At 72.4% G+C, this 20042-nt stretch carries 15 protein-coding genes; 6 read left to right on the top strand and 9 right to left on the bottom strand.

Annotation, left to right across the window (positions count from 1 at the left end):
* Positions 1 to 185 precede the first annotated feature (185 nt).
* The 4 genes from BUB97_RS01015 to BUB97_RS01000 form a co-directional block, all read right to left on the bottom strand.
* A complete protein-coding gene (locus tag BUB97_RS01015) occupies positions 186 to 755 on the bottom strand; it encodes a DUF1643 domain-containing protein (RefSeq protein ID WP_073130408.1) in 570 nt (189 codons plus the stop codon).
* 10 nt (positions 756 to 765) lie between these two features.
* Entirely contained in the window at positions 766 to 1896 is a 1131-nt protein-coding gene (gene prfB / locus BUB97_RS01010) for a peptide chain release factor 2 (RefSeq protein ID WP_073130405.1), read from the bottom strand.
* 149 nt (positions 1897 to 2045) lie between these two features.
* Complete coding sequence (locus BUB97_RS01005; protein ID WP_245818117.1) at positions 2046 to 4571, bottom strand: penicillin-binding protein 1A; 2526 nt, start codon at positions 4569 to 4571, stop codon at positions 2046 to 2048.
* Between the two features lie 382 nt (positions 4572 to 4953).
* The gene (locus BUB97_RS01000) at positions 4954 to 6063 is read right to left on the bottom strand and encodes an N-acetylmuramoyl-L-alanine amidase family protein (protein ID WP_245818116.1); all 1110 of its coding nucleotides are present in this window, start codon (positions 6061 to 6063) and stop codon (positions 4954 to 4956) included.
* A gap of 728 nt (positions 6064 to 6791) precedes the next feature.
* Between BUB97_RS01000 and BUB97_RS00995 the strand changes: the two genes are divergently transcribed.
* From BUB97_RS00995 to BUB97_RS00985, 3 genes are all read left to right on the top strand, one after another.
* Entirely contained in the window at positions 6792 to 9737 is a 2946-nt protein-coding gene (locus BUB97_RS00995) for an Rne/Rng family ribonuclease (RefSeq protein WP_073130402.1), read from the top strand.
* A gap of 4 nt (positions 9738 to 9741) precedes the next feature.
* Positions 9742 to 10743 (top strand): bifunctional GNAT family N-acetyltransferase/(deoxy)nucleoside triphosphate pyrophosphohydrolase, encoded by a 1002-nt coding sequence (locus tag BUB97_RS27145; RefSeq protein WP_073131054.1) that lies wholly within the window; start codon positions 9742 to 9744, stop codon positions 10741 to 10743.
* A 101-nt stretch (positions 10744 to 10844) separates the two neighbouring features.
* A complete protein-coding gene (locus BUB97_RS00985) occupies positions 10845 to 11615 on the top strand; it encodes a competence/damage-inducible protein A (RefSeq protein ID WP_073130399.1) in 771 nt (256 codons plus the stop codon).
* On the opposite strand, the gene BUB97_RS00980 is transcribed toward BUB97_RS00985, so the two are convergent.
* Positions 11612 to 12541: a M14 family metallopeptidase gene (locus tag BUB97_RS00980; protein WP_073130396.1), complete on the bottom strand. Its 930-nt coding sequence runs from the start codon at positions 12539 to 12541 to the stop codon at positions 11612 to 11614. The two genes, BUB97_RS00985 and BUB97_RS00980, sit on opposite strands and share 4 nt — an antisense overlap.
* Before the next feature lie 143 nt (positions 12542 to 12684).
* Between BUB97_RS00980 and BUB97_RS00975 the strand changes: the two genes are divergently transcribed.
* Together BUB97_RS00975 and comJ are read left to right on the top strand one after the other, a co-directional pair.
* Positions 12685 to 13836: an aminotransferase class V-fold PLP-dependent enzyme gene (locus BUB97_RS00975; protein ID WP_073130393.1), complete on the top strand. Its 1152-nt coding sequence runs from the start codon at positions 12685 to 12687 to the stop codon at positions 13834 to 13836.
* A 33-nt stretch (positions 13837 to 13869) separates the two neighbouring features.
* Complete coding sequence (gene comJ / locus BUB97_RS00970) at positions 13870 to 14340, top strand: competence protein ComJ (RefSeq protein ID WP_073130389.1); 471 nt, start codon at positions 13870 to 13872, stop codon at positions 14338 to 14340.
* A 5-nt stretch (positions 14341 to 14345) separates the two neighbouring features.
* Here comJ and BUB97_RS00965 read toward each other — a convergent pair whose 3' ends face one another.
* The 4 genes from BUB97_RS00965 to BUB97_RS00950 are packed head-to-tail and all read right to left on the bottom strand — an operon-like array spanning position 14346 to position 18683.
* Positions 14346 to 15596 carry a D-amino acid dehydrogenase gene (locus BUB97_RS00965; RefSeq protein WP_073130386.1) on the bottom strand — a complete coding sequence of 417 codons (1251 nt, stop codon included), beginning with the start codon at positions 15594 to 15596 and terminating at the stop codon, positions 14346 to 14348.
* 33 nt (positions 15597 to 15629) lie between these two features.
* Positions 15630 to 16505 (bottom strand): tryptophan 2,3-dioxygenase, encoded by an 876-nt coding sequence (gene kynA / locus BUB97_RS00960; RefSeq protein ID WP_073130383.1) that lies wholly within the window; start codon positions 16503 to 16505, stop codon positions 15630 to 15632.
* Positions 16480 to 17229 carry a DsbA family protein gene (locus BUB97_RS00955; protein WP_073130381.1) on the bottom strand — a complete coding sequence of 250 codons (750 nt, stop codon included), beginning with the start codon at positions 17227 to 17229 and terminating at the stop codon, positions 16480 to 16482. Before BUB97_RS00955 ends, kynA begins: the two co-directional genes overlap by 26 nt.
* Positions 17226 to 18683: a M48 family metalloprotease gene (locus tag BUB97_RS00950; RefSeq protein ID WP_073130378.1), complete on the bottom strand. Its 1458-nt coding sequence runs from the start codon at positions 18681 to 18683 to the stop codon at positions 17226 to 17228. The genes BUB97_RS00955 and BUB97_RS00950 overlap by 4 nt, the downstream gene beginning before the upstream one ends.
* Between BUB97_RS00950 and BUB97_RS00945 the strand changes: the two genes are divergently transcribed.
* Entirely contained in the window at positions 18610 to 20037 is a 1428-nt protein-coding gene (locus BUB97_RS00945) for a gamma-glutamyltransferase (protein WP_175562526.1), read from the top strand. The genes BUB97_RS00950 and BUB97_RS00945 overlap by 74 nt on opposite strands.
* Positions 20038 to 20042 lie beyond the last annotated feature (5 nt).

The following is a 20042-nucleotide window of genomic DNA, read 5'->3' as shown; positions in this document are numbered from 1 at the left end:
CCGGATCGAAGGGGTCTCGGGTTGAACGGGATTGAACCTGCGCTTGCAGTCACCTCGGGTGATGGACCCGAGGCGCACCGTCAGCCTCGTGATTCCAGACTTCTAAAAGAAGACGATGGTGAGGGGTCCGGGGAGAGAAAGAATTCCTTCTTCCTCTCCCTGGGACAGACCGCCAGGCCGAAGCCTCAAACCCCAACCGGCGCCCTCCAGGGCACGGGAAGCGTGTCACCCGCGATGTAGAGGGGATGGCCTGGCTGGCCGTCCGCCGTCACCTTCAGGGCCAGCGGCTTGGCGCCCGCCTTTGCCAGGATAAGGGCCAGATCGGCCGCGCGGCGGCGTAGGGGTTTCGGCGGCAGGCCCCAGGCCACGATCACGCGCTCGGCTCGGGCGGCCCAGTCGGCGATGGCTTCGTCATTGCCGGGCCCGACAGGGTCCTCGCATTCGAGCAGCATGCTGGGCTTCGTCGCGCGCAGGGCGAAGGCGTTCAGCACCACCATGGCGCCGTATCCCCAGCGGCGGGTGAAGTCGCGGGCGCGGCGGACGGTGGGGTCGTCCACCCTCTCATCCGCGGTGCTGGGGTTCATCATGATCCAGGCGCAGACGCCGGGGGAGCCGAAGGGCAGGCCGTCCCAGCGGCGTTCCAGCACCGTGCGGTAGCGGCCATCGGCGGAGAACTCGGCGCGGCTGACGACCTCGGCGCCGATCTTCAGGCGCACCTTGCCGCCGGGGTCGTGCAGGTCCTGCGGGCGGGCCATGGCCGGTGGCTCAGCGGGCGTTGGCGCTGGCCTCGGAGCGTGTCGCGCCGACCCGGCTGGCCAGCGCCGCAGCCATGAACTCGTCCAGGTCGCCATCAAGAACCGCGGCCGGGTTCCCCTTCTCCACGCCGGTGCGGAGGTCCTTCACCATCTGATAGGGCTGCAGGACGTAGGAGCGGATCTGGTGGCCCCAGCCGATATCGGTCTTCCCCGCCTCGGTGGCGGCGGAGACGGCCTCGCGCTTCTGCAGCTCCAGCTCGTAAAGGCGCGCGCGCAGCATATCCATGGCGATGGCGCGGTTGCGGTGCTGCGACCGGTCCTGGGTGGAGGCCACCACGATGCCGGTGGGGATATGGGTGAAGCGGACGCCCGATTCGGTCTTGTTCACATGCTGGCCGCCGGCGCCGGAGGCGCGGAAGGTGTCGGTGCGCAGGTCGGCGGGGTTGATGTCCACCTGAATCTTGTCGTCGATGACGGGGTAGACATAGACCGAGGCGAAGCTCGTCTGCCGCTTGTCGTTGCCGCCGAAGGGCGAGATGCGGACGAGGCGGTGCACGCCCATCTCGGTCTTCAGCCAGCCATAGGCATTCGGGCCGCTCACCTGGATGGTGGCGGACTTGATCCCGGCCTCGTCACCCTCGCTCTGCTCGGTGATCGTGACCTTGTAGCCATGCGCCTCGGCCCAGCGCGTGTACATGCGGAGCATCATCTCCGCCCAGTCCTGCGCATCCGTGCCGCCCGCGCCGGAGTTCACCTCGACATAGGCGTCGTTGGCGTCCGCCTCGCCCGAGAGAAGGCTTTCGATCTCGCGGCGCTTGGCCTCGGCGGCCAGGCGGTGGAGATCGGCGACGGCGGCATCGGCCGTGGCGGCATCGTCCTCCGCCTCGGCCAGCTCGATCAGGTCCAGCGCGTCCTGCACCTCCTGCTCCAGCTTCTTCACGCCGTCGATCTGGTCGGAAAGCCGCGTGCGCTCGCGCATCAGCTTCTGCGCGTTGGCGGCATCGTTCCAGAGGTCCGGGTCCTCCGCGCGGGCATTCAGCTCGTGCAGCCGCACCACGGCGGCATCCCAGTCCAGGTGGCGGCGCAGCAGGGCGACGCTGTCGGCAATCTGGGCCTTCAGGCCCTCGGCATCGGCACGCATGGGTCAGCAGGTCCAGTCGGATCGTCGCGGCGGCGAGCCGCGCGGAGACCGTTTCGGCGGCGGGCCGCGCCGGGAGCCGCGGAAGCGCCGATCCGATCCCCTTGGAAGTGAAATGGGCGTCCCCTTCAGATGGGAAGCCCGGGGCGGACCTAGTAGAGCCCGCCCAGGCTGCTGTCCACGGCCGAAGCCGTGGCGCCGCCGCCCCCACCACCACCGCCGCCACCACCGCCCGAGGCCTCGTAGCCCCCCATGGGCGGACGGGCCGCGTTCTCCGTGCCGGGCTTGAAGGGCTCGAGGATAGACTGGCCGTTGCTGGTGGAAACCCGGACCAGCGCCACGCCCGGCGGGGCGCGGAATGGCACGGGCGGGCTGTCCTGCAGGGCCGCTGCCACCACCTCGTTGAAGATCGGCGCCGCGTTGCCGCCGCCGGTCTCGCCCTCGCCCAGGCTGTGGGGGTCGTCGAAACCCACCCAGACGGCGACCACGATGTCCGGCGTGAAGCCGACGAACCAGTTGTCGAAATAGTCGTTGGTCGTGCCGGTCTTGCCGGCGACGGGGCGGTTCAGCCCCTTGGCCGCGGCCACGCCCGTGCCACGCTGGGTCACGCCCTGCAGAAGCGAGACCATCTGATAGGCCGCGATCGGGTCCACGACCTGGCGCCGGGCATCGGCCAGCCGCGGCGGGCCGGCGGCGGCATCGGCGTCACAGCCCTCGCAGCGCCGAGCCTCATTGCGCCACACGATATGGCCGAAGCGGTCCTGCACGCTGTCGATCAGGGAGGGTTCCACGAACTTGCCGCCGTTGACGAAGGCGGCATAGCCGGCGGCCATCCGCATCACGGTCGTCTCCCCGGCGCCGAGGGCCATGGAGAGGACGCGGGGCATGTTCGGGATGACGCCGAACCGCCGGGCGGTCTCCGCCACCTTGTCGATGCCGATCTCCTGCGCCAGCCGCACCGTCACCTGGTTCAGCGACTTCTCGATGGCGGTGCGCATGGTCACCCAGCCATTGGAGTTGCCGCTGTAATTGCCGGGGCGCCAGACGCCCTGGGGCGTCATCATCTCGAAGGGCGCGTCGAGCAGCTGCTGGTTGGGCGGGATGCCCTGCTCCAGCGCCGTCACATAGACGAAGGGCTTGAAGGAGGAGCCGGGCTGCCGCATCGCCTGGGTCGCGCGGTTGAACCAGGACTTGTCGAAGTTGAAACCGCCGGACATGGCCAGCACGCGGCCCGTCGAGGGGTCCAGCGCGACGACCGCGCCTTCCACCTGCGGGATCTGGCGCAGCGCCAGCCGCTCGCCGCGCGCGGGGGTGCGGCCCTGGGCGGCCGCGGCCGGCAGGGTTTCCACCATCACCACATCGCCGGGGCTGAGCGCATCCTGCATCCGGCGCATCGCCGGGCCGAGCCGCCCATCACGCGAGACGCGGGACCAGGGGATGTCCTCCATGGCCAGCCGGCCCTCGCGTGGCTGCGCTGGGACGCGCGGGTTGGGCCTCTCGGCCCAGCCGAGCCGGGCCTCGCGCGCGCCCACCTCCAGCACCACGGCCAGGCGCCATTCCGGCAGCATGCCGGGAACGCGCTGCACGCCCTCGAGCGCAGGCATCCATTCGGCCGCGGCGGCGGAGACCTTCGTCACCGGCCCGCGCCAGCCGCCACGGCGCCGGTCATAGGCCATGAGGTGGTTGCGCAGGGAGGTTTCAGTCGTCGCCTGCAGCTTCGGGTCCATGGAGGTGCGGACGACGAGCCCGCCCATGGTGGTCTGTTCCGGCCCGAAGCGGGTGTTCAGCTCTCGCCGCACCTCCTCGGTGAAGTACTGGCCCACCGCCACCATGTCCGGCCGGGCCCGGCCGCGATACTGGATCGGCTCCTGCTTGGCGGCCTCGGCTTCCTCGCGCGTGACGGCGCGGTCCTCGACCATGCGGTCCAGCACCCAGTCGCGCCGCTCCTTGGCGCGCTCGGGGTAGCGGGCCGGGTTGTAGTTGTTCGGCGCCTTGGGCAGCACGGCCAGGAAGGCCATCTCGCCCAAGGTCAGCTCGTCCAGCCCCTTGTTGAAGTAGTTCTGCGCGGCGGCGGCCACGCCATAGGCCTGGGCGCCCAGGAAAATCTCGTTCAGATAAATCTCGAGGATGCGCTCCTTGCTCATCGCGCTCTCGAGCCGCTGGGCGAGGATGGCCTCGCGCACCTTTCGCATGATGGTGCGGTCGGCGCCCACCAGCATGTTCTTGGCTACCTGCTGGGTGATGGTGGAGGCGCCGCCGGCCCGCCGGCCCGTGCCCATCTGCTCCAGATTGGTGATGGCCGCGCGCAGGATGCCGATGGGGTCAACCCCGTGGTGATCCCAGAAGCGCTGGTCCTCGGCCGAGACGAAGGCCTGCTGCAGCCGCTTCGGAATGGCCCCGATCGGCACGAAGACGCGGCGCTCCAGCGCCAGCTCGGCCATCAGCCGGCTGTCGGCTGCGAAGATGCGCGAGAGCTGGGGCGGCTGGTAGTCTGCCAGCCAGGCATGGTCCGGCAGGTCGGCGGTGGCGTTCCGCCACAGCCCATAGCCGGCAATCCCGCCCACCACTACGCCGACCATGCCCACGCCGAGAACAAAGCCCACGGTGCGGCGCAGCCAGATGGCACGGCGCGGACGCGGCTTGCCAGTACCCGGCGGCGGCACCGGGGGGATATCCATCGAATCCGTCGGCTCCACGGGTGCAGCCCCGTCCCGGGGGCGACGCTCGCCCACCAGCGGACGTTCGGCGCGGAGATCTCTCGATGCCATCCTGTTCCTCACGGCCACCCGGCGGGGGTGGCCCTTAACATGCATTTATCAACTGGCGAGGCACGGGGGCGAATGACAGGCCCGTGCCCTGGCCTCGGAGTTTTCTAGGGAGGTGATCCTTAACATTGCCGGCGGCGTGCTCGCCTTGCCGGTGTATCGCCCCACCCCCGTGCGAAAGTCGGGTCGGTAACCCGGCCCCTGCCGAACCGGTTTCGGACGGCCGCCGTTCCGTCCCGCGGTCCTGCCCGGGTGTGGCCGAGATGCCATGCCCAACCACCCCGCGCCTTTTTTGCTACCCCACTGAGGCCACTCCGAGGCCCGGCCGCTCCAGGTAGTCCTCCACAGCTGCCGAGAGCGCCGTGGCAACCACCGCCCGGTGCTGGGGCTGCTTCAGCTGGGCCTCGTCCTGACGGTTCGAGAGGAAGCCGATCTCGACGAGCATGGAGGGGATATCGGGCGATTTCAGGACGGCGAAGGCTGCCTGGCGATGCGTGTTGGGCAGCAGCGGCACGCGCGGACGCAGCGCGCCGACCGTCATGTTGGCCAGCCGCACGGAGCCCTGCCGCGTCTCCTGCCGAACGAGGCTGAGGAGGATCCGCTGCACATCGGGCGGCACGGGCGGCAGATTGAGCCCGCCCGCCGAATCGGCGGCATTCTCACGCCGGGCCAGGGCGGCGGACAGGGCGTCGGAGGCGGTTTCCGAGAGGGTATAGACACTGGCCCCGCGAGCCCCGGGCGCCGAATCCGCATGGATCGAGACGAAAAGAGTGGCCCGCTGGCGGCGCGCGAAGTCCACCCGGCTCGCCAGGGGGACGAAGACATCTCGGCTGCGGGTCATGAGGACCCGGCAGCGCCCGCCCGCCTCGAGCCGCCGCTTCATCTCCTGGGCGGCGGCGAGGACGATGCGCTTCTCCTGCGTGCCCGTGGCCCCGATCGCGCCCGGGTCCTTGCCGCCATGGCCGGGGTCCAGCACCACCACCGGGCGGGCGCCGCCCTGCCCCTGGGCGATGGGGCGGCTAGGGCCCGCCAGCCGGGCGAAGGCCGCTGCCGGGCCGGGCCGGATCGACAGGACGAGCGCCCCCCCCTCCTGGCCGACCCCCGGCGCCGCGACAGGACCGGTGAGGTCGATGGTGAGGCGCCGGGCCCGTGGGTCCCAGCGCAGCGTGCGCACGGGAGCGATGCCGGAGAGCAGGCGCGGCCCCTCCCATCCGTGGCGCGGCAGGCTGAGCACCAGGCGCTGCGGCCGGGCATCGGCGCTCAATCGCCAGGGGCCGGTGGCGGCACCGGGCAGCACCAGGCGCACGCCATTTCCGTCGGCCCGCAGGCTCGCGCCATCGGCGGCGGCCGGGCGTGGCGCGACCAAGGCGGCCAGGGCCGCGGCCAGCAGGCCCCGGCGCGGCAAGTTCGTTCTCATCCCCTCACGTCCCCCCTCAAGGTCGTCAGGCATCCCCTTGGTCTACATCGTAGCACCGGGATTGCGGTTGAAGCTTGTCTGAAGCGTGACGGAGGGAAACAGGACCCCAGGAGCCCCTTTCCGGCCGCTTCAGGCCAAGGTGTGGCACGGGGCACACAGCGCCTTGCCCCTCGGCACCCCCCTCAGTATGGTGGATTGCCCCGGCGGCACGCCGCCGGTGGAGGGTTTTCGGGTGCGGCCGACCACGGAACGGCCGCCAGTCCAGTGAGACTTGTCCAGCCAGCTTGGACGCCCGGCCCCGTCACGCCCCGAAAAGGGCCGCCGCCAGCGCCGGTCTCCGGCCGGCGCGCCGGCCCGGCACACGGGGCAGCGGGTTACCAGCCTTCCCCGGCGCGCGCCATGCGGCGCGGCAGGGCCAAGCGTCCCATGCGTGGGACTGATGGACCGCAACGCGCCCGTCGCCGGCCCGCCCGCGCGCGCCGCCATCCCCGGATGGAGGGGCGCCGCCCAAGGGGTCGCGCACGGCACGCCGAAACCACTGGGCACGTCTCGTGCCCGCGAACAGCACACAGGGGGGCCCCCGGGCCGCCCGCCACGGGAGAAAGGACGGATGACGGCGATGCTTCGCTCTGCCCCGCACCGCGCTTCTCCCGCTCCGCCAACCCTCACCGCCGCCGGCCGCCCAGTGCCCCGCGCGGCGCGGAGTTCCGCCTTCCATGACCAAGCGCATGCTGATCGATGCATCCCACCCCGAAGAGACGCGGGTGGTGGTGCTGGACGGCAACCGTCTTGAGGATTTCGATCTCGAGACCCAGAACCGCCGCCCGCTGAAGGGCAATATCTATCTCGCGAAGATCGTCCGCGTGGAGCCAAGCCTCCAGGCCGCCTTCGTCGAGTATGGCGGCAACCGCCACGGCTTCCTCGCCTTCGGCGAGATCCACCCGGACTACTACCAGATCCCCGTCGCCGACCGTCAGCGCCTGCTGGAGATGCAGGCCCAGGAGGAGGACGAGGAGGATCCCGAGGACGAGATCGAGACCGCGGCCGAGCGCCTGGCCCCGGAAGACGATGCCGACCTGATCGGCCGCGATGAGGCGAGGAGCGCTTCCGGAACGGCCGGCGCCTCCGAGGAGCCCTCTGCCCCGCGGCCCGGCGAAACCGTGGATGAATCCGGCGCCACCGCCGACACTACCGCCGAGCCGACCAGCACCCCGGGCACCGACGAGCCCGCGGGCACCGCCCCCGATGGCGAGACGGCCGGCGGCGAGGATGGCGCCCCCACGGCTCCCTCCAACGCACGCGCCCAGCCCATGACCATGCATGTGGACCGCGTGAGCGAGGGCGACCCGGTGGCCGCGGCGAAGGACGCCGCCGAAGAGGATTCCGAGGAAGACGGCGACGTCGAGACGGTCAGCGAATCCACCCTCCCGCCCGAGACGATCGGCGGCGAGGACCGGAATGGCGACGAGGGCGGGGACGAGGAGCGCCGCGAGCGCCGCATCCCCTCCAAGTTCCTGCGCCACTACAAGATCCAGGAGGTGATCCGCCGCCGGCAGATCATCCTCGTCCAGGTCGTGAAGGAGGAGCGCGGCAACAAGGGCGCGGCCCTCACCACCTATATCTCCCTGCCCGGCCGCTTCTCCGTGCTGATGCCGAACTCGCCCAAGGGCGGCGGCGTCTCCCGCAAGATCACCTCCGCCACCGACCGCAAGCGCCTGCGCGAGGTGATCGACGAGCTGAGCCTGCCGCGTGGCATGAGCATGATCGTCCGCACCGCCGGCGCGCAGCGGCCCAAGCCCGAGATCCGGCGGGACGGCGAATACCTGCTGCGCCTCTGGGACGACATCCGCGAGCGCACGCTCTCCTCGACCGCGCCCGCGCTGGTCTATGAGGAGGCGGACCTCCTCAAGCGTGCCATCCGCGACAACTTCGCGAAGGACATCGAGGAAATCCAGATCGAGGGCGACGAGGCCTTCCGTCAGGCCCGCGAGTTCACGCGGATGCTGATGCCGCAGAACGAGCGCAAGATTAAGCTCTACCGCGAGCCCGGCATGCCGCTCTTCGCCCGCGCGGGCGTCGAGCAGCAGCTGGACGCGATGATGTCGCCCACCGTGCAGCTCCGCTCGGGCGGCTACATCGTCATCAACCAGACCGAGGCGCTGGTCTCCATCGACGTGAACTCGGGCCGCGCCACGCGCGACCGGCATATCGAGGACACGGCGCTCCGCACCAATCTCGAGGCCGCGGACGAGATCGCCCGCCAGCTGCGCCTGCGCGACCTGGCCGGCCTCGTCGTCATCGACTTCATCGACATGGAGAGCAGCCGCCACGACGGCATGGTGGAGCGCCGCCTGAAGGAGGCGCTGCGCCATGACCGCGCGCGCATCCAGGTCGGCCGCATCTCCCATTTCGGCCTGCTGGAGATGTCCCGCCAGCGGCTGCGCCCGAGCCTGACGGAGCACTCCTTCGTCACCTGCCCGCATTGCCAGGGCCTGGGCATCGTGCGCTCCGAGGAGAGCTCGGCCCTGCATGTGCTGCGCGCCATCGAGGAGGAGGGCGCCAAGCGCCGCGCCGCCGAGATCGTCGTGCGGTGCTCGCCCTCGGTCGCGATGCACATCCTCAACCGCAAGCGCGAGCGCCTGGCCGCGGCGGAGCGCCGCCACGACATGTGCGTGATCTTCGAGCCGGATGCGGAGATGACCGCGGCGCAGAACCGGATCGAGCGCACGCGGCCGCAGACCCAGCCCGCCCCCTCCACCACGGCGCCCGCGCTGCGGATGGATTACGCGCCCGAGCCGGTCTTCATCACCGGCGGCGGCGGCGATGACGAGGAGGAGCCCGTCACGGCCGAGGAGGCCGAGGAGGGCAGCGGCGCCGCTACCGAGGCGCGCAACGGCGAGGGCGCGGGCGAGCGTGGCCGCCGCCGCCGCCGCCGCCGCCGTGGCGGACGCCGCGAGGACGGCACCGCGAATGAGGGCGCCGAATCCGCCTCCGGCGAGGAGGGTTCCGACGAGGAAGGCTCCGAGGGCGAAAGCACCGAGGTCGCGGCGGAGGAGGCCGTGTCCGCTTCCCGGGCCGAGGCCACGGAGGCCGAGGCGCCCCGCCCCGCCGGGGAGCGGCCCGAGGGCGACGCCCGTCGCCGCCGCAGCCGCCGCGGGGGCGGCCGCTTCCGCCGTGAGGCCGAGGGCGAGGCGCCGCGCGCCGAGGGCGAGGAGGCCCCGCGCTATGCCGGCCCGACCCCGGCCGATCCCTTCGCCGGGACCTATGACGCGCTGATGGACGCGATGGACGCGGTGGAGGAGGCGGCCACGGCCGATGCCGCGCCGCGCGCCGTGCGCGAGATCCCCATCTCCGCCGCCCCGGCCGAGGCGCCTGTCGCAGCGCCCGAGGCTGCGGCGGCCGAGGAAGCCCGGCCGGAGGAGACCCCGGCCGAGGCCGCCGCGCCAGCGCAGCCGGAGCCGGCCCCCGCGCCGGAGCCAGTCGCCCAGGCTCCGGCCGAGGTTCGGGCCGAGCCTCCGGCCGAGGTGCCCGCCGCGGCCCCCGCGCCGGATGCCGAGCCCGAGCGTGCCGAGCCCGTGGTCGGCACCGTCGTGCAGCCCGTGCTGCTCGGCACCGAGGACTCCTCGGCGGCCCCGGCGAAGAAGGGCTGGTGGCGTCGCTGACGTGATGGACGGCATTTTCGCGCCGCTACGCGCAGGGGCGCTGACCCTGCGCGCCCTGCGGCCGGAGGATGCGGCCCAGCTCCATCGGCTCGTGAACGACTGGGAGGTGGCGCGCATGCTGGCGCGCGTCCCCTTCCCCTATCCGCGCGAGCTGGCGGATGAGTGGATCGCCTCCACCCGCGCCCAGATCGAGGCCGGTACCGCCTGGCACCTCGCCATCATGCGGGAGGATGCGCTGGTGGGCTGCGTCGGCCTGACCACCACCCGGGACGCGCCGCGCCATGCCGAGCTGGGGTACTGGGTCGGCCGGCGCCACTGGGGCCAGGGAATCGGGCCCGAGGCGGCCGGGCGGCTGGCCCGCTGGGCGCTGGCCAATCTCGATCTCGACGTGATCCACGCCTCGGTGCTGGAGGAGAACAAGCGCTCCGCCGCCGTCCTGGCGCGCATCGGCTTCGTCCCGGACGGCATGGCGGAGCAGGACTTCACCGCCCGCAACGCGCGCCTGCCCGTGCGCCGCTTCCGCGCGGGCCGGGCCGAGCTCTCCGCCCCCGCCGGGCAGCCCGCGCCCGAGGCCGCGCCGCAGGCCGGCCCGGCCGCCGCGCCCGGCGCGAACCTGCTGCTGGTGGCCGCCTGCGCCCTGATCGATTCCGACGGCCGCGTGCTCCTCGCCCGCCGCCCCGAGGGCAAGCCCATGGCCGGGCTCTGGGAGTTTCCCGGCGGCAAGCTGGCCCCCGGGGAGACGCCCGAGGAGGCGCTGATCCGGGAGTTGAAGGAGGAGCTGGGCATCGATGTCTCCGCCGCCTGCCTCGCGCCCTTCGCCTTTGCCTCCCACCCGCTGGAGGGGCGGCACCTGCTGATGCCGCTCTATCTCTGCCGCCGCTGGGCCGGCACGGTGGAAGGACGGGAGGGCCAGGCCCTGGCCTGGGTCCGCCCCGGCAAACTGGGGGATTACGCGATGCCACCGGCCGACAAGCCGCTGGTAGCGCTGCTGCGGGACTTCCTCTGAGGCCTGGCCGCGCCGGCCCCTGCCCCGGCCCCGCCCCCCGGGAAGGCTTGACGCCACGGTGGAACACGCGACCCTGCGTCGCCTCCCGCAAGAGAAACGCCATGACGAATCCCACGGCCGCCCTGCTCATCATCGGGAATGAGGTGCTTTCGGGCCGCACCCAGGACGCGAACCTGAAGTTCATCGCCACCCGCCTGGGGGAGCTGGGCATTCCCCTGCGCGAGGTGCGCGTCATCCCGGATGTGCCGGAGACGATCATCGGCACGGTGAACGAGGTGCGGGCCAGGTTCACCTATGTCTTCACCACGGGCGGTATCGGCCCGACGCATGACGACATCACCAGCGAATGCGTCGCCCGGGCCTTCGGCGTGCCCTGGGAGGTGCATGAGGAATCGCGCAGGATTATGGAGGCCGACTATTCCCGCCGGAACCCGCCGGTGGAGATGAATGCGGCACGGCTGCGCATGGCCACCCTTCCCCGCGGGGCAAGGCCGATCCTCTGCTCCGAGACCTCGGCGCCCGGCTTCGTCATGGGCAATGTGCATGTCATGGCCGGCGTGCCGCGGATCATGCGCAGCATGTTCGAGGTGGTGGCGCCAACGCTCGAGGGCGGCACCCCGGTGAAGTCCCGCGCGCTGCACGCGCATGGGCTGCTGGAAGGGCAGATCGCCGCCGCGCTCTCGGCGGTGCAGGAGCGGTTCCCGATGCTCGATATCGGCTCCTACCCCTATTACCGCGAGGGCGGGAACGGCGTGGCGCTGGTGGCCAAGGGCACGGATGAGGCCGTGCTGGAGGCGGCGGCGGCCGAGATCGCGGCCCTGATCCGGGCCGACGGCAAGGAGCCGATCATGGGCGAGCCGGCGGCAGCCTAGGCGCCGTCCCGCCGCGCCAGCCGCACCGCCACATGCCCGCGCATCACGCGCGGGCTGGGCATCACAAGCATGCAGTCGTCATGCGGCGTGCGGACCTCCGCTTCGCCGTCCCGCGCGATCAGCGTGCCGGCGCGCGGGATCACCGTCCCGCCCCGGAAGGGCTCGGCGAAGGTGAATTGCCGCGACGCGGCCGCGACGGCGCGTGTCACCGTCCAGCACTCGCCGGGCGGGGCCGGCGGTGCGGGCTCCGCCAGTCCGAGGGCGCGCAGGAAGCCGGTGGCACAGGCTTCGGCCATCGCCTCGGTCCCGGGCTCCCAGTGCAGGCCGGCTTCGGCCAGCAGGGCAAGGCGCGGGCTTTCGGGCGCCGCGAAACAGGGGTGGTCGATCAGGCGCGGTCCCTCGGGATGGTCGCCATCCAGCACCACCGCCGCGCCGGCCCCCATGGCCAGCGCCAGATCCCGCGCGGCCGGCTTGCGTCCCGCCAGGACCAGCGGCTCGGAGGGCCAGAGCATGGAATGCAAGTCCAGCAGCGCATCCGCCGCCTCCACCGCCGGGCGCAGCGCGCGGGCACGGCGCAGCTCCAGGCTGTCGCGCTTCCCCTCCAGGAACGCCGGGCTCCAGAGCCGGTTAAGGTCCTCGTCGACATAGCGGGAAAGGGTCGGATCCTCCGGGTCGAAGCGGGCGAAGGCGTCGAGATTGGCGAAGACGAGGCTGAGCGTGCCGCGCCGGGGCCTGAGCCCTGCCCGCAGCCAGCGCGCGAGCACGGAGGCCGCGGCGAACTCGTTTCCATGCATCAGCGCGACGATGACGGCATGCGGCCCCGCCAGGCCGGATTCGAAGCGCCAGACGCCGGGGATGCCCGTGTTGCCGCGCGCCGCATCGGAGAGATCCGGCACCGGAATCCGAACGGGAAACTCGCTAGCCATGCCCTGGCGCCGCCCATCCGGCGGCAGCCGGGGCGGGATGATACGCGCCCCTGGACAGACGGCACCTCGCCATTCACGGCCTCCCGCCGCCACTCTATAGGCTGGCCGTCCGGCGGCAATCCGGGGCCCCGGAGGAGATCAGCTTGGACCTGCGCGCGCATTTCTCCCGCTTCCTCTCGGCGGAGCCGGGCCGGCTGCACTTCGCCGCGCACAGCCACCATCCCTGGCCCGACGTGACGCGGGAGGCGCAGCTCCGCGCCTGGGACGAGGCGGCGCGGTTGCAGGACGACAAGTGGGAGGCCGTGCTGGGCCCGGTGCTGCAGGCCTGCCGCGCGCATGTGGCGCGCCACCTGAAGCTGCCCGATCCCTCCACCCTGGCCTGCGCGCCGAACACCCATGACTTCGTGCGCAGGATCCTCAGCGCCATGCCGCTCGGCCGCCCCGCGCGCGTGCTGACGACGGATGGCGAGTTCCACTCCTTCGCCCGCCAGGCCGCGCGGCTGGAGGAGGAGGGGTTGCTCGCGCTGACGCGCATCCCTTCCGAGCCCGGCGGCGACTGCGTGCCGCGCCTGGTGGAGGCCGCGGGCCAGGGCTTCGACCTGATTTGGGTGAGCGAGGTCTTCTTCCACTCCGGCTACGCGCTGGAGGGGTTGGAGGCACTGGCCGAGGCGGCGGGCGAGGCGGTGCTGGTGATCGACGGCTACCACGCCTTCATGGCGCGGCCGGTTGATCTCTCGCGCCTCGCGCACCGCGCCTTCTACACGGCGGGGGGATACAAATACGCCATGGCGGGCGAGGGCTGCTGCTTCCTGCATTGCCCGCCCGGCTGGCTGCCGCGCCCGCGCGACACGGGCTGGTTCGCCGCCTTCGGTGCGCTGGCCGCGAGCGACGGAAAGGTCGGCTACGCGCCGGATGGCCGCCGCTTCCTCGGCGCCACCTTCGATCCCTCCGGCCTCTACCGGCTGGAAGCGGCGATGCGATGGCTGGACGGGCTCGGGATCGGCGTCGAGCGGATCCATGCCCATGCCCACGCGCTGCAGGCTCGGTTCTGCGCGGGGCTGGCCGGAACGGGGCTCGACCCGGCCCGGCTGGCCGTGCCGCTCTCAGAACCCCGCCGCGGCAACTTCCTCGCCTTCGACCTCGATGATGCGGAAGCCTGGCAGGCGCGGCTGGCGGAGGCGCGGATCGTCACGGACCGGCGCGGACGTCGCCTGCGCTTCGGCTTCGGCCCCTACCAGACGGATGAAGAGGTGGATTCGTCGTTGGACCGGGTCCGCCGCCTCGGTGCGACATAGGACGCGGCCACGCGCCATTGCGAGGGTCCCGCCATGCTCCAGCTCTTCGCCGCCACCATCCTCTACGGCCAGATCCTCGTGGGCCTGCCCTCCGCGAGCCATGTGGGCCTGCTCTGGGGCGAGGCCGAGGTGGCCCAGGGCTTCGCCTGGGACCCGGAGGTCGTCGCCTTCGGCATGCCCGACCATGACGGCACCTGCCTCATCGCCGTGGAGACGGGGCGGGAGGCGCCCTTCAGCCCCGACGCGGATGCGCTCTGGGCGGTCGCGGTGCCCTTCACGGCGACGGAGCCCCTCGTGGCGGTCGGCACGGTGCTGGAGCCGCGGCAGGTTCCGATCCGGCCCGGGCCCTACCAGCTGGTCTTCCAGGCGCGGCCGGGAGCCCAGGGTCATGCCTACCGGCTGGAGGTCATCTTCGTGCGAGGCGGCTCAAGCGGCTTTTCCGTGCTGAAGCAGGGCGAGCTGGACAGCTCAACGGTGTTGAGCCCCAGGGCGCGCCGGAGCTGATCGCCTCAGGCTGCGAAGCCCTCCAGCGGAATGGGAGAAGCCCGGCCGGCCAGGAGATCCGTCACCACCCGCGCGGAGCCCATCGCCAGGGTGAAGCCCAGCGCGCCATGGCCGATGTTCAGGTGCAGGTTCGGCAGGCCCGGCACGGGGCCGAGGATGGGCAGGCCCGTCGGCGTGGCGGGGCGCAGGCCGGCCCAGGGGTTCAGCACCGTCCAGTCCGCCGCATCGGGGAAGGCTTCCCGCGCCTGGCGCACCAGCAGGTCGAGGCGGGAGAGGTCGAAGCCCGTGTCGTAGCCGACGAGGTCGGCCATGCCGGCGACGCGCAGCCCCTGGCCAAGGCGGGCATAGACGACCTTCTTCGCGAAATCCGTCACGCTGATCCGGGGCGCGGCACCATCCGCTAGGATGGGCAGGGTGAGGCTGTAGCCCTTCAGCGGATAGACCGGCGGGCGCAGCCCCAGCGGCGCCAGCAGCCGCGTGCTGCCCGCCCCCATGGCCATGACGATCGCATCCGCCTCCAGCACCCCCGCGCCGGTCTGCACCCCGATCACCCGGCCACCCACCGCGAGGATCTGGCGCACCTCCGTGCCAAAGCGGAAGCGCACGCCGAGATTGCCGGTGCGCATCGCCGCCTCCAGCCCCGCGCAGAACAGGCGGCATTCCGCCGCATCCTCCCCGCGCGTCAGGATGCCGCCGACGAGGCGATGCGCGATCCCGGCCAGGGAGGGCTCGGCCGCGAGGCATTCCTCGCGCGAAAGCGCCTCCTGCTCGCTGCCCAGGCTGCGCTGGTAGTCCACCAGCCGGCGCGCCGCTTCATAGGCCGCCGGGTCGGAATGCACGACCAGCTTGCCGGCATGGCGGAAGGCGCAGTCGATCCCCTCCTCCGTGATGGCCGCCCGGGTCAGGTCGCGCGAGAGGAAGGAGAGGAGCAGCAGCCGCCGCGTGGTCTGGTCCGCCGTGGAGGCGTTGCAGGCCGCGAGGAACCGCGCGCCCCAGGCCCATTGGGCGGGGTCCAGGCGCGGGCGGAAGCGGATGGGGCTGTCCCGGTCCAGCAGCCAGCCCGGCAGCTTGCCCACCACCCCCGGCCCGGCGAGCGGGGCGACGTAGGAATAGGAGAGCTGCCCGCCATTCGCGTGGCTGCTCTCCAGAGCGACGCCGCTGCGGCGCTCCAGCACCGTCACCGCATGGCCATCGCGGGCGAGGAGATAGGCGGCGGCCAGCCCGGTCACGCCGGCGCCGAGAACGAGGACCTTCATGCCGGCATCATCGCGCGCCGAATCGCGGCCCGGCTACAGGCGGCCGCGCACGGTCCATAGTTCGGGAAAGAAGCGGCGCTCCAGCGCGCGGCGGAGATAGGCGACGCCGGCCGACCCGCCAGTGCCCATGCGCGCGCCGATCACGCGCTCCACCGTGGTCACATGGCGGAAGCGCCATTGCTGGAAGGCATCCTCCATGTCCACCAGCTCCTCGGCCAGTTCATAGAGGTCGAAATGCTCCTGGCTGTGGCGGTAGACCTGCTCCCAGGCCGCGACCACGCCCTCATCCTCCGCATGCGGCTTCGACGGGTCGCGCCACAGCACCGCCTCTGGCACGGAAATGCCACGACGGGCCAGCAGGCGCAGGGATTCCTGGTAGAGCGAGGGGGCGTCGAAGGCGGCGCGCAGCCGGGCAGTGAGTGCCGCGTCATGGGCGTGGGGCTTCAGCATGAACTCGTCCCGCGCGCCGAGCAGGATTTCCATCAGCCGGTACTGCCAGGACTGGAAGCCGGAGGACTGGCCCAGCACCTCGCGGAAGGAGAGATAGTCGGCCGGGGTCATGGTGGAGAGCACGTCCCAGGCTTCCACCAGCTGGCGCTGGATGCGCGAGACGCGCGCCATGCCCTTGAAGGCCGGGCGCAGGTCATCGGCCCGCACGCAATCCGTCGCCACCTCCAGCTCCCGAATGATGAGCTTCATCCAGAGTTCCTGGACATGGTGGATGATGATGAAGAGCAGCTCGTCATGCTTGTCCGAGAGCGGCTGCTGGGCGGAGAGCAGCGTCTCCAGCTGCAGATAGCCGCCATAGGACATGGTGCGGGAGAAGTCGGTCGCGAGGCCGCGCCCCTCCTCCCGCGCGTGCTCCGGCGCGTCCCGCGGCGCCTCAGCCACGGCGGCGCGCTTCGGCAACCAGCCGCTCCAGCTCGGGCAGTTCCACGGCGCCCGGCACCAGCGTGTCGCCGATCACCAGGGCGGGCGTGCCCTCCAACTGGAGGCGCTCGGCGAGGGCGATATTCGCCTGGATGCGGGTCTGGATCGCGGGGTCGTCCATGTCCCGGCGCAGGCGCGGCCAGTCGATGCCGGCGCGCTGGGCCTCGGCCTGGATCACCTGCTCGGTCGGCTCCGTCCGCAGCCGCAGCAGCGCATCGTAGAGCGGCTCGTACTTGCCCTGCTTCTGCGCGGCGAGAAGGGCGCGGCTGGCGAGCACGCTGTTTGGGCCCAGGATGGGCAGGTCCTTCATCACCACGCGGATGTTGCGGTCCCGCTGGAGGAGCGCCTGCATGTTGGGGTGGAGCGCCTTGCAATAGGTGCAGCGCGCATCGAAGAACTCGACGATGGTGACGTCGCCGCGCGGATTGCCCTTCACCGGATCCCGCGCATCGTTGAACAGCGCGTCGCGGCTGGCGGCCAGGGCGTCGCGCCGGGCATTCTGCTGCGCCGTCCGCTGCGCCTCCTGCATGGCGGCCACGGCGTCGCGCAGGATCGAGGGATCGGTCTTCAGGGCCTCGCGCAGGATGGAAACGATCTCCTCCCGCTGCTCGGGCGAGAAGCCGGCGCGGGTCTCTGTCCCCTGGGCCAGGGCCATGCCGCCGCCCAGCACCAGGGCGACCCCAGCCATCAGGATTCGCTTCATCGATTGTTCCTGTCCCTCCGCCGCAGCTCGTCTTCCGCGCGGCGCTCGTCGGAGGTGAGGTTATCACGCCGGACCGCGTTCCGCAGGTCCGTGGCGCGGAGCCGGGCGGGGCCGGGGGGCAGGCCCCTCTCTGCCCGGGCGGCGCGGAAGCGGGCCTCGGCGGTGTTGCCCTGGGCCATGGCCTGCTCGGCCAGGGCCAGCTCGGCATTGGGCAGGTCGTCTAGCCGGGCATAGGCGGTGGCAAGCTGTCCCCAGGTGAAGCCGTTCTCCCGGTCCTGCCGGGCGGCCGCCTGCAACTCGGCCACCGCGCGCCGGACCGAGGCGGTGTCGCCGCCGCCCTCCATCAGGGCGCGCCCATAGGCGGCGCGGATCAGCGGCTCGTTCGGGGCCAGGCGCGTGGCGGCGGCGAGCGGCGCGATCGCCTCGGCCGGGCGCCCGCCCTCGAAGAGGATCTGGCCCTTGAACTCCAGCAGATAGGGGTTGGAGGGCTGCTCCCGGATGACGGGCTCGAGGATCTCGATCGCGGCATCGGTGCGGCCCGAGCGGTACTGGGCGATGGAGCGGGCATAGCGTCCCGGGGCGCTGTCGTCGTTCAGGTAGCGGCGCCAACTGGCGACGGGCGCATCGACGAAGCCGTTCAGCTTCGCCCGCACCATGGCGAAGCGCGTCTCCAGCGCGGCCGGGATGCCGCCGGAGGTCGCGCGGCCGCGCGCCATCTGCTCACGCACGAATTCCAGCCGGTCGCGCGAGAGCGGATGGGTGCGGAAATAGGGGTCCTGCCGACCGACCGCGAGCAGCTCCTGGTCCAGCAGGCGGCGCAGCAGGCGCTCCAGCCCCTGGCTCGACCAGCCCAGGCGTTCCAGCAAGACGAGTCCCGCCTGATCGGCCGACTGCTCCTGGGTGCGGGTGAAGGCGAAGAAGGCCCCCATGGCGCTGGTCTGGCCGCCCATGATGATGCCCATCGCGGCATCCGAGGAGCGGGCCGCCACCCCCGCCCCGGCGCCGAGCAGCATCGCCGCGACCGAGCGCAGCATGGCCAGGCGCATCTCCTCCGGCAGGCGGGCGAGATGGCCGCCGGCGATATGCCCGACTTCATGCGCGATCACCCCCGCCAGCTCCCCTGCGGATTCGGCCTGCTGGATGAGCCCGGTATGGAGGTAGAGGCGGTTTCCCTGGGCCACGAAGGCGTTGATGGCCCGGTCCTGCACGAGGGTCAGCTCGACCAGCCGCCGGTCCACGCCGGCCGCCGCCAGCAAGGGGTCCAGGAAGGCGCGGATGAGGGATTCCGTTTCCGCGTCGCGGATCAGGGAGACCGGGCCGCGCCCGCCCTGGGCCCCTCCCCCTTGCGCCCCTGCCGTACCCGGTGCCAGGAACGCGGCCATGAGCAGCACGGCGGCAGGGATGGTCCACGAGGTGGCACGGAACCAGATGGCGAGCGCGAGCGGCTTTCGCATGGGCGGCACCCTATTCCGGACGGCGCCCCGCGGGCCAGCCATGGCGGCGATGGCCCTGTCCCTCGCGGCGCTGGCCGGCTGCTCCACTGTGGAGCGGGTGGGCAATGTGCTCGGCGGCGGCTCCTCCGCCCCGGCGGGCCAGCCGGGCCATGTGAGGGGCTTCCTCGGCAATGTGGTGGCCGAGGACCCCCGCGCGGCGCAGATCGCCCGGGACATCCTCTCGGCCGGCGGCTCGGCGGCGGATGCGGCGGCGGCGGCGGGCTTCACCCTGGCCGTCACGCTTCCCTCCCGTGCCGGGCTGGGCGGCGGCGGGGCCTGCCTCGCCTATGACCCGCGCCGGAACGAGCTCGAATCCTTCCTGTTCCAGCCCGGGGCCCGCACCGGCATCCCGGCCGGGGCGGACCGGCCGGCGGCGGTGCCCATGATGGCGCGCGGCCTCTTCACCCTGCATGCCCGCCAGGGGCGCCTGCCCTTCGAGCAGATCCTCGCCCCGGCCGAGCAGCTGGCGCGCGTCGGCACCCCGGTCTCCCGCGCCCTGGCGGCGGATTTCGCGGCCGTCTCCGGCCCGCTTCTGGCCGACCCGGTCAGCCGGGCCGTTTTCGCGCCCGGCGGGGCGCCCATCGGCGAAGGGACCTCCCTTACCCAGCTCGAACTGGCCAGCACCCTGGCCGCGCTCCGCAGCACGGGGGTGGGCGATTTCCACCAGGGCGGGCTGGCCCGGCGGGTGGAGGAGGCCAGCGCGGCCGCTGGCGGCTTCCTCACCGTCGCCGAGATGCGCGCGGCCGTGCCGCAGGCGGCCCCGCCCGTCCAGGAGCGGCTGGGCTCCGATCTCATCTCCGTGCTGCCGGCCTCGGCCGATGGCGGCGCGACGCTGGCCGCCTTCCGCGCCGCGGCCTCCGGCCAGCCCGCCCCGGTCGTGGGCGGCAGCTTCGGCGCCAGCACCGCCCTGGTGGTGCAGGACCGCGATGGCGGGGCGGTCGCCTGCGCCTTCACCATGAACAACCTGTTCGGCACCGGCCGCATGGTGTCGGGCATGGGCTTCCTGCTGGCGCCCGCCCCCGGGCTGGGCAGCGTGCAGGCGCCGCCGCTCGGGGCGATCCTCGTCACCAGCCCCGGGGCGAAGGCCATGCGCTATGCCGGGGCCGGTTCGGGCCAGGGCGCGGCGCCGGCGGCGGCCGGCGGGCCGGCCGGGTTGCATTTCGGCCGGCGGGTGCCCCTTGCCCAGGCCGTGGCGACCGGCGCGCCGGAGCCCGGACGCGGGGTCGCGATCTCCTGCCAGGGCGGCATCAGCGCCTCCTCCTGCACCGCCGCGGCCGATCCGCGCGGCTTCGGGCTGGCGACCGGGAACAACTGACTTGT

The organism is Muricoccus roseus (assembly GCF_900141905.1).
Taxonomy (GTDB): domain Bacteria; phylum Pseudomonadota; class Alphaproteobacteria; order Acetobacterales; family Acetobacteraceae; genus Roseomonas; species Roseomonas rosea.
The sequence above is the reverse complement of the archived record's forward strand: the minus strand, read 5'-3'. Positions and strand labels throughout refer to the sequence as shown.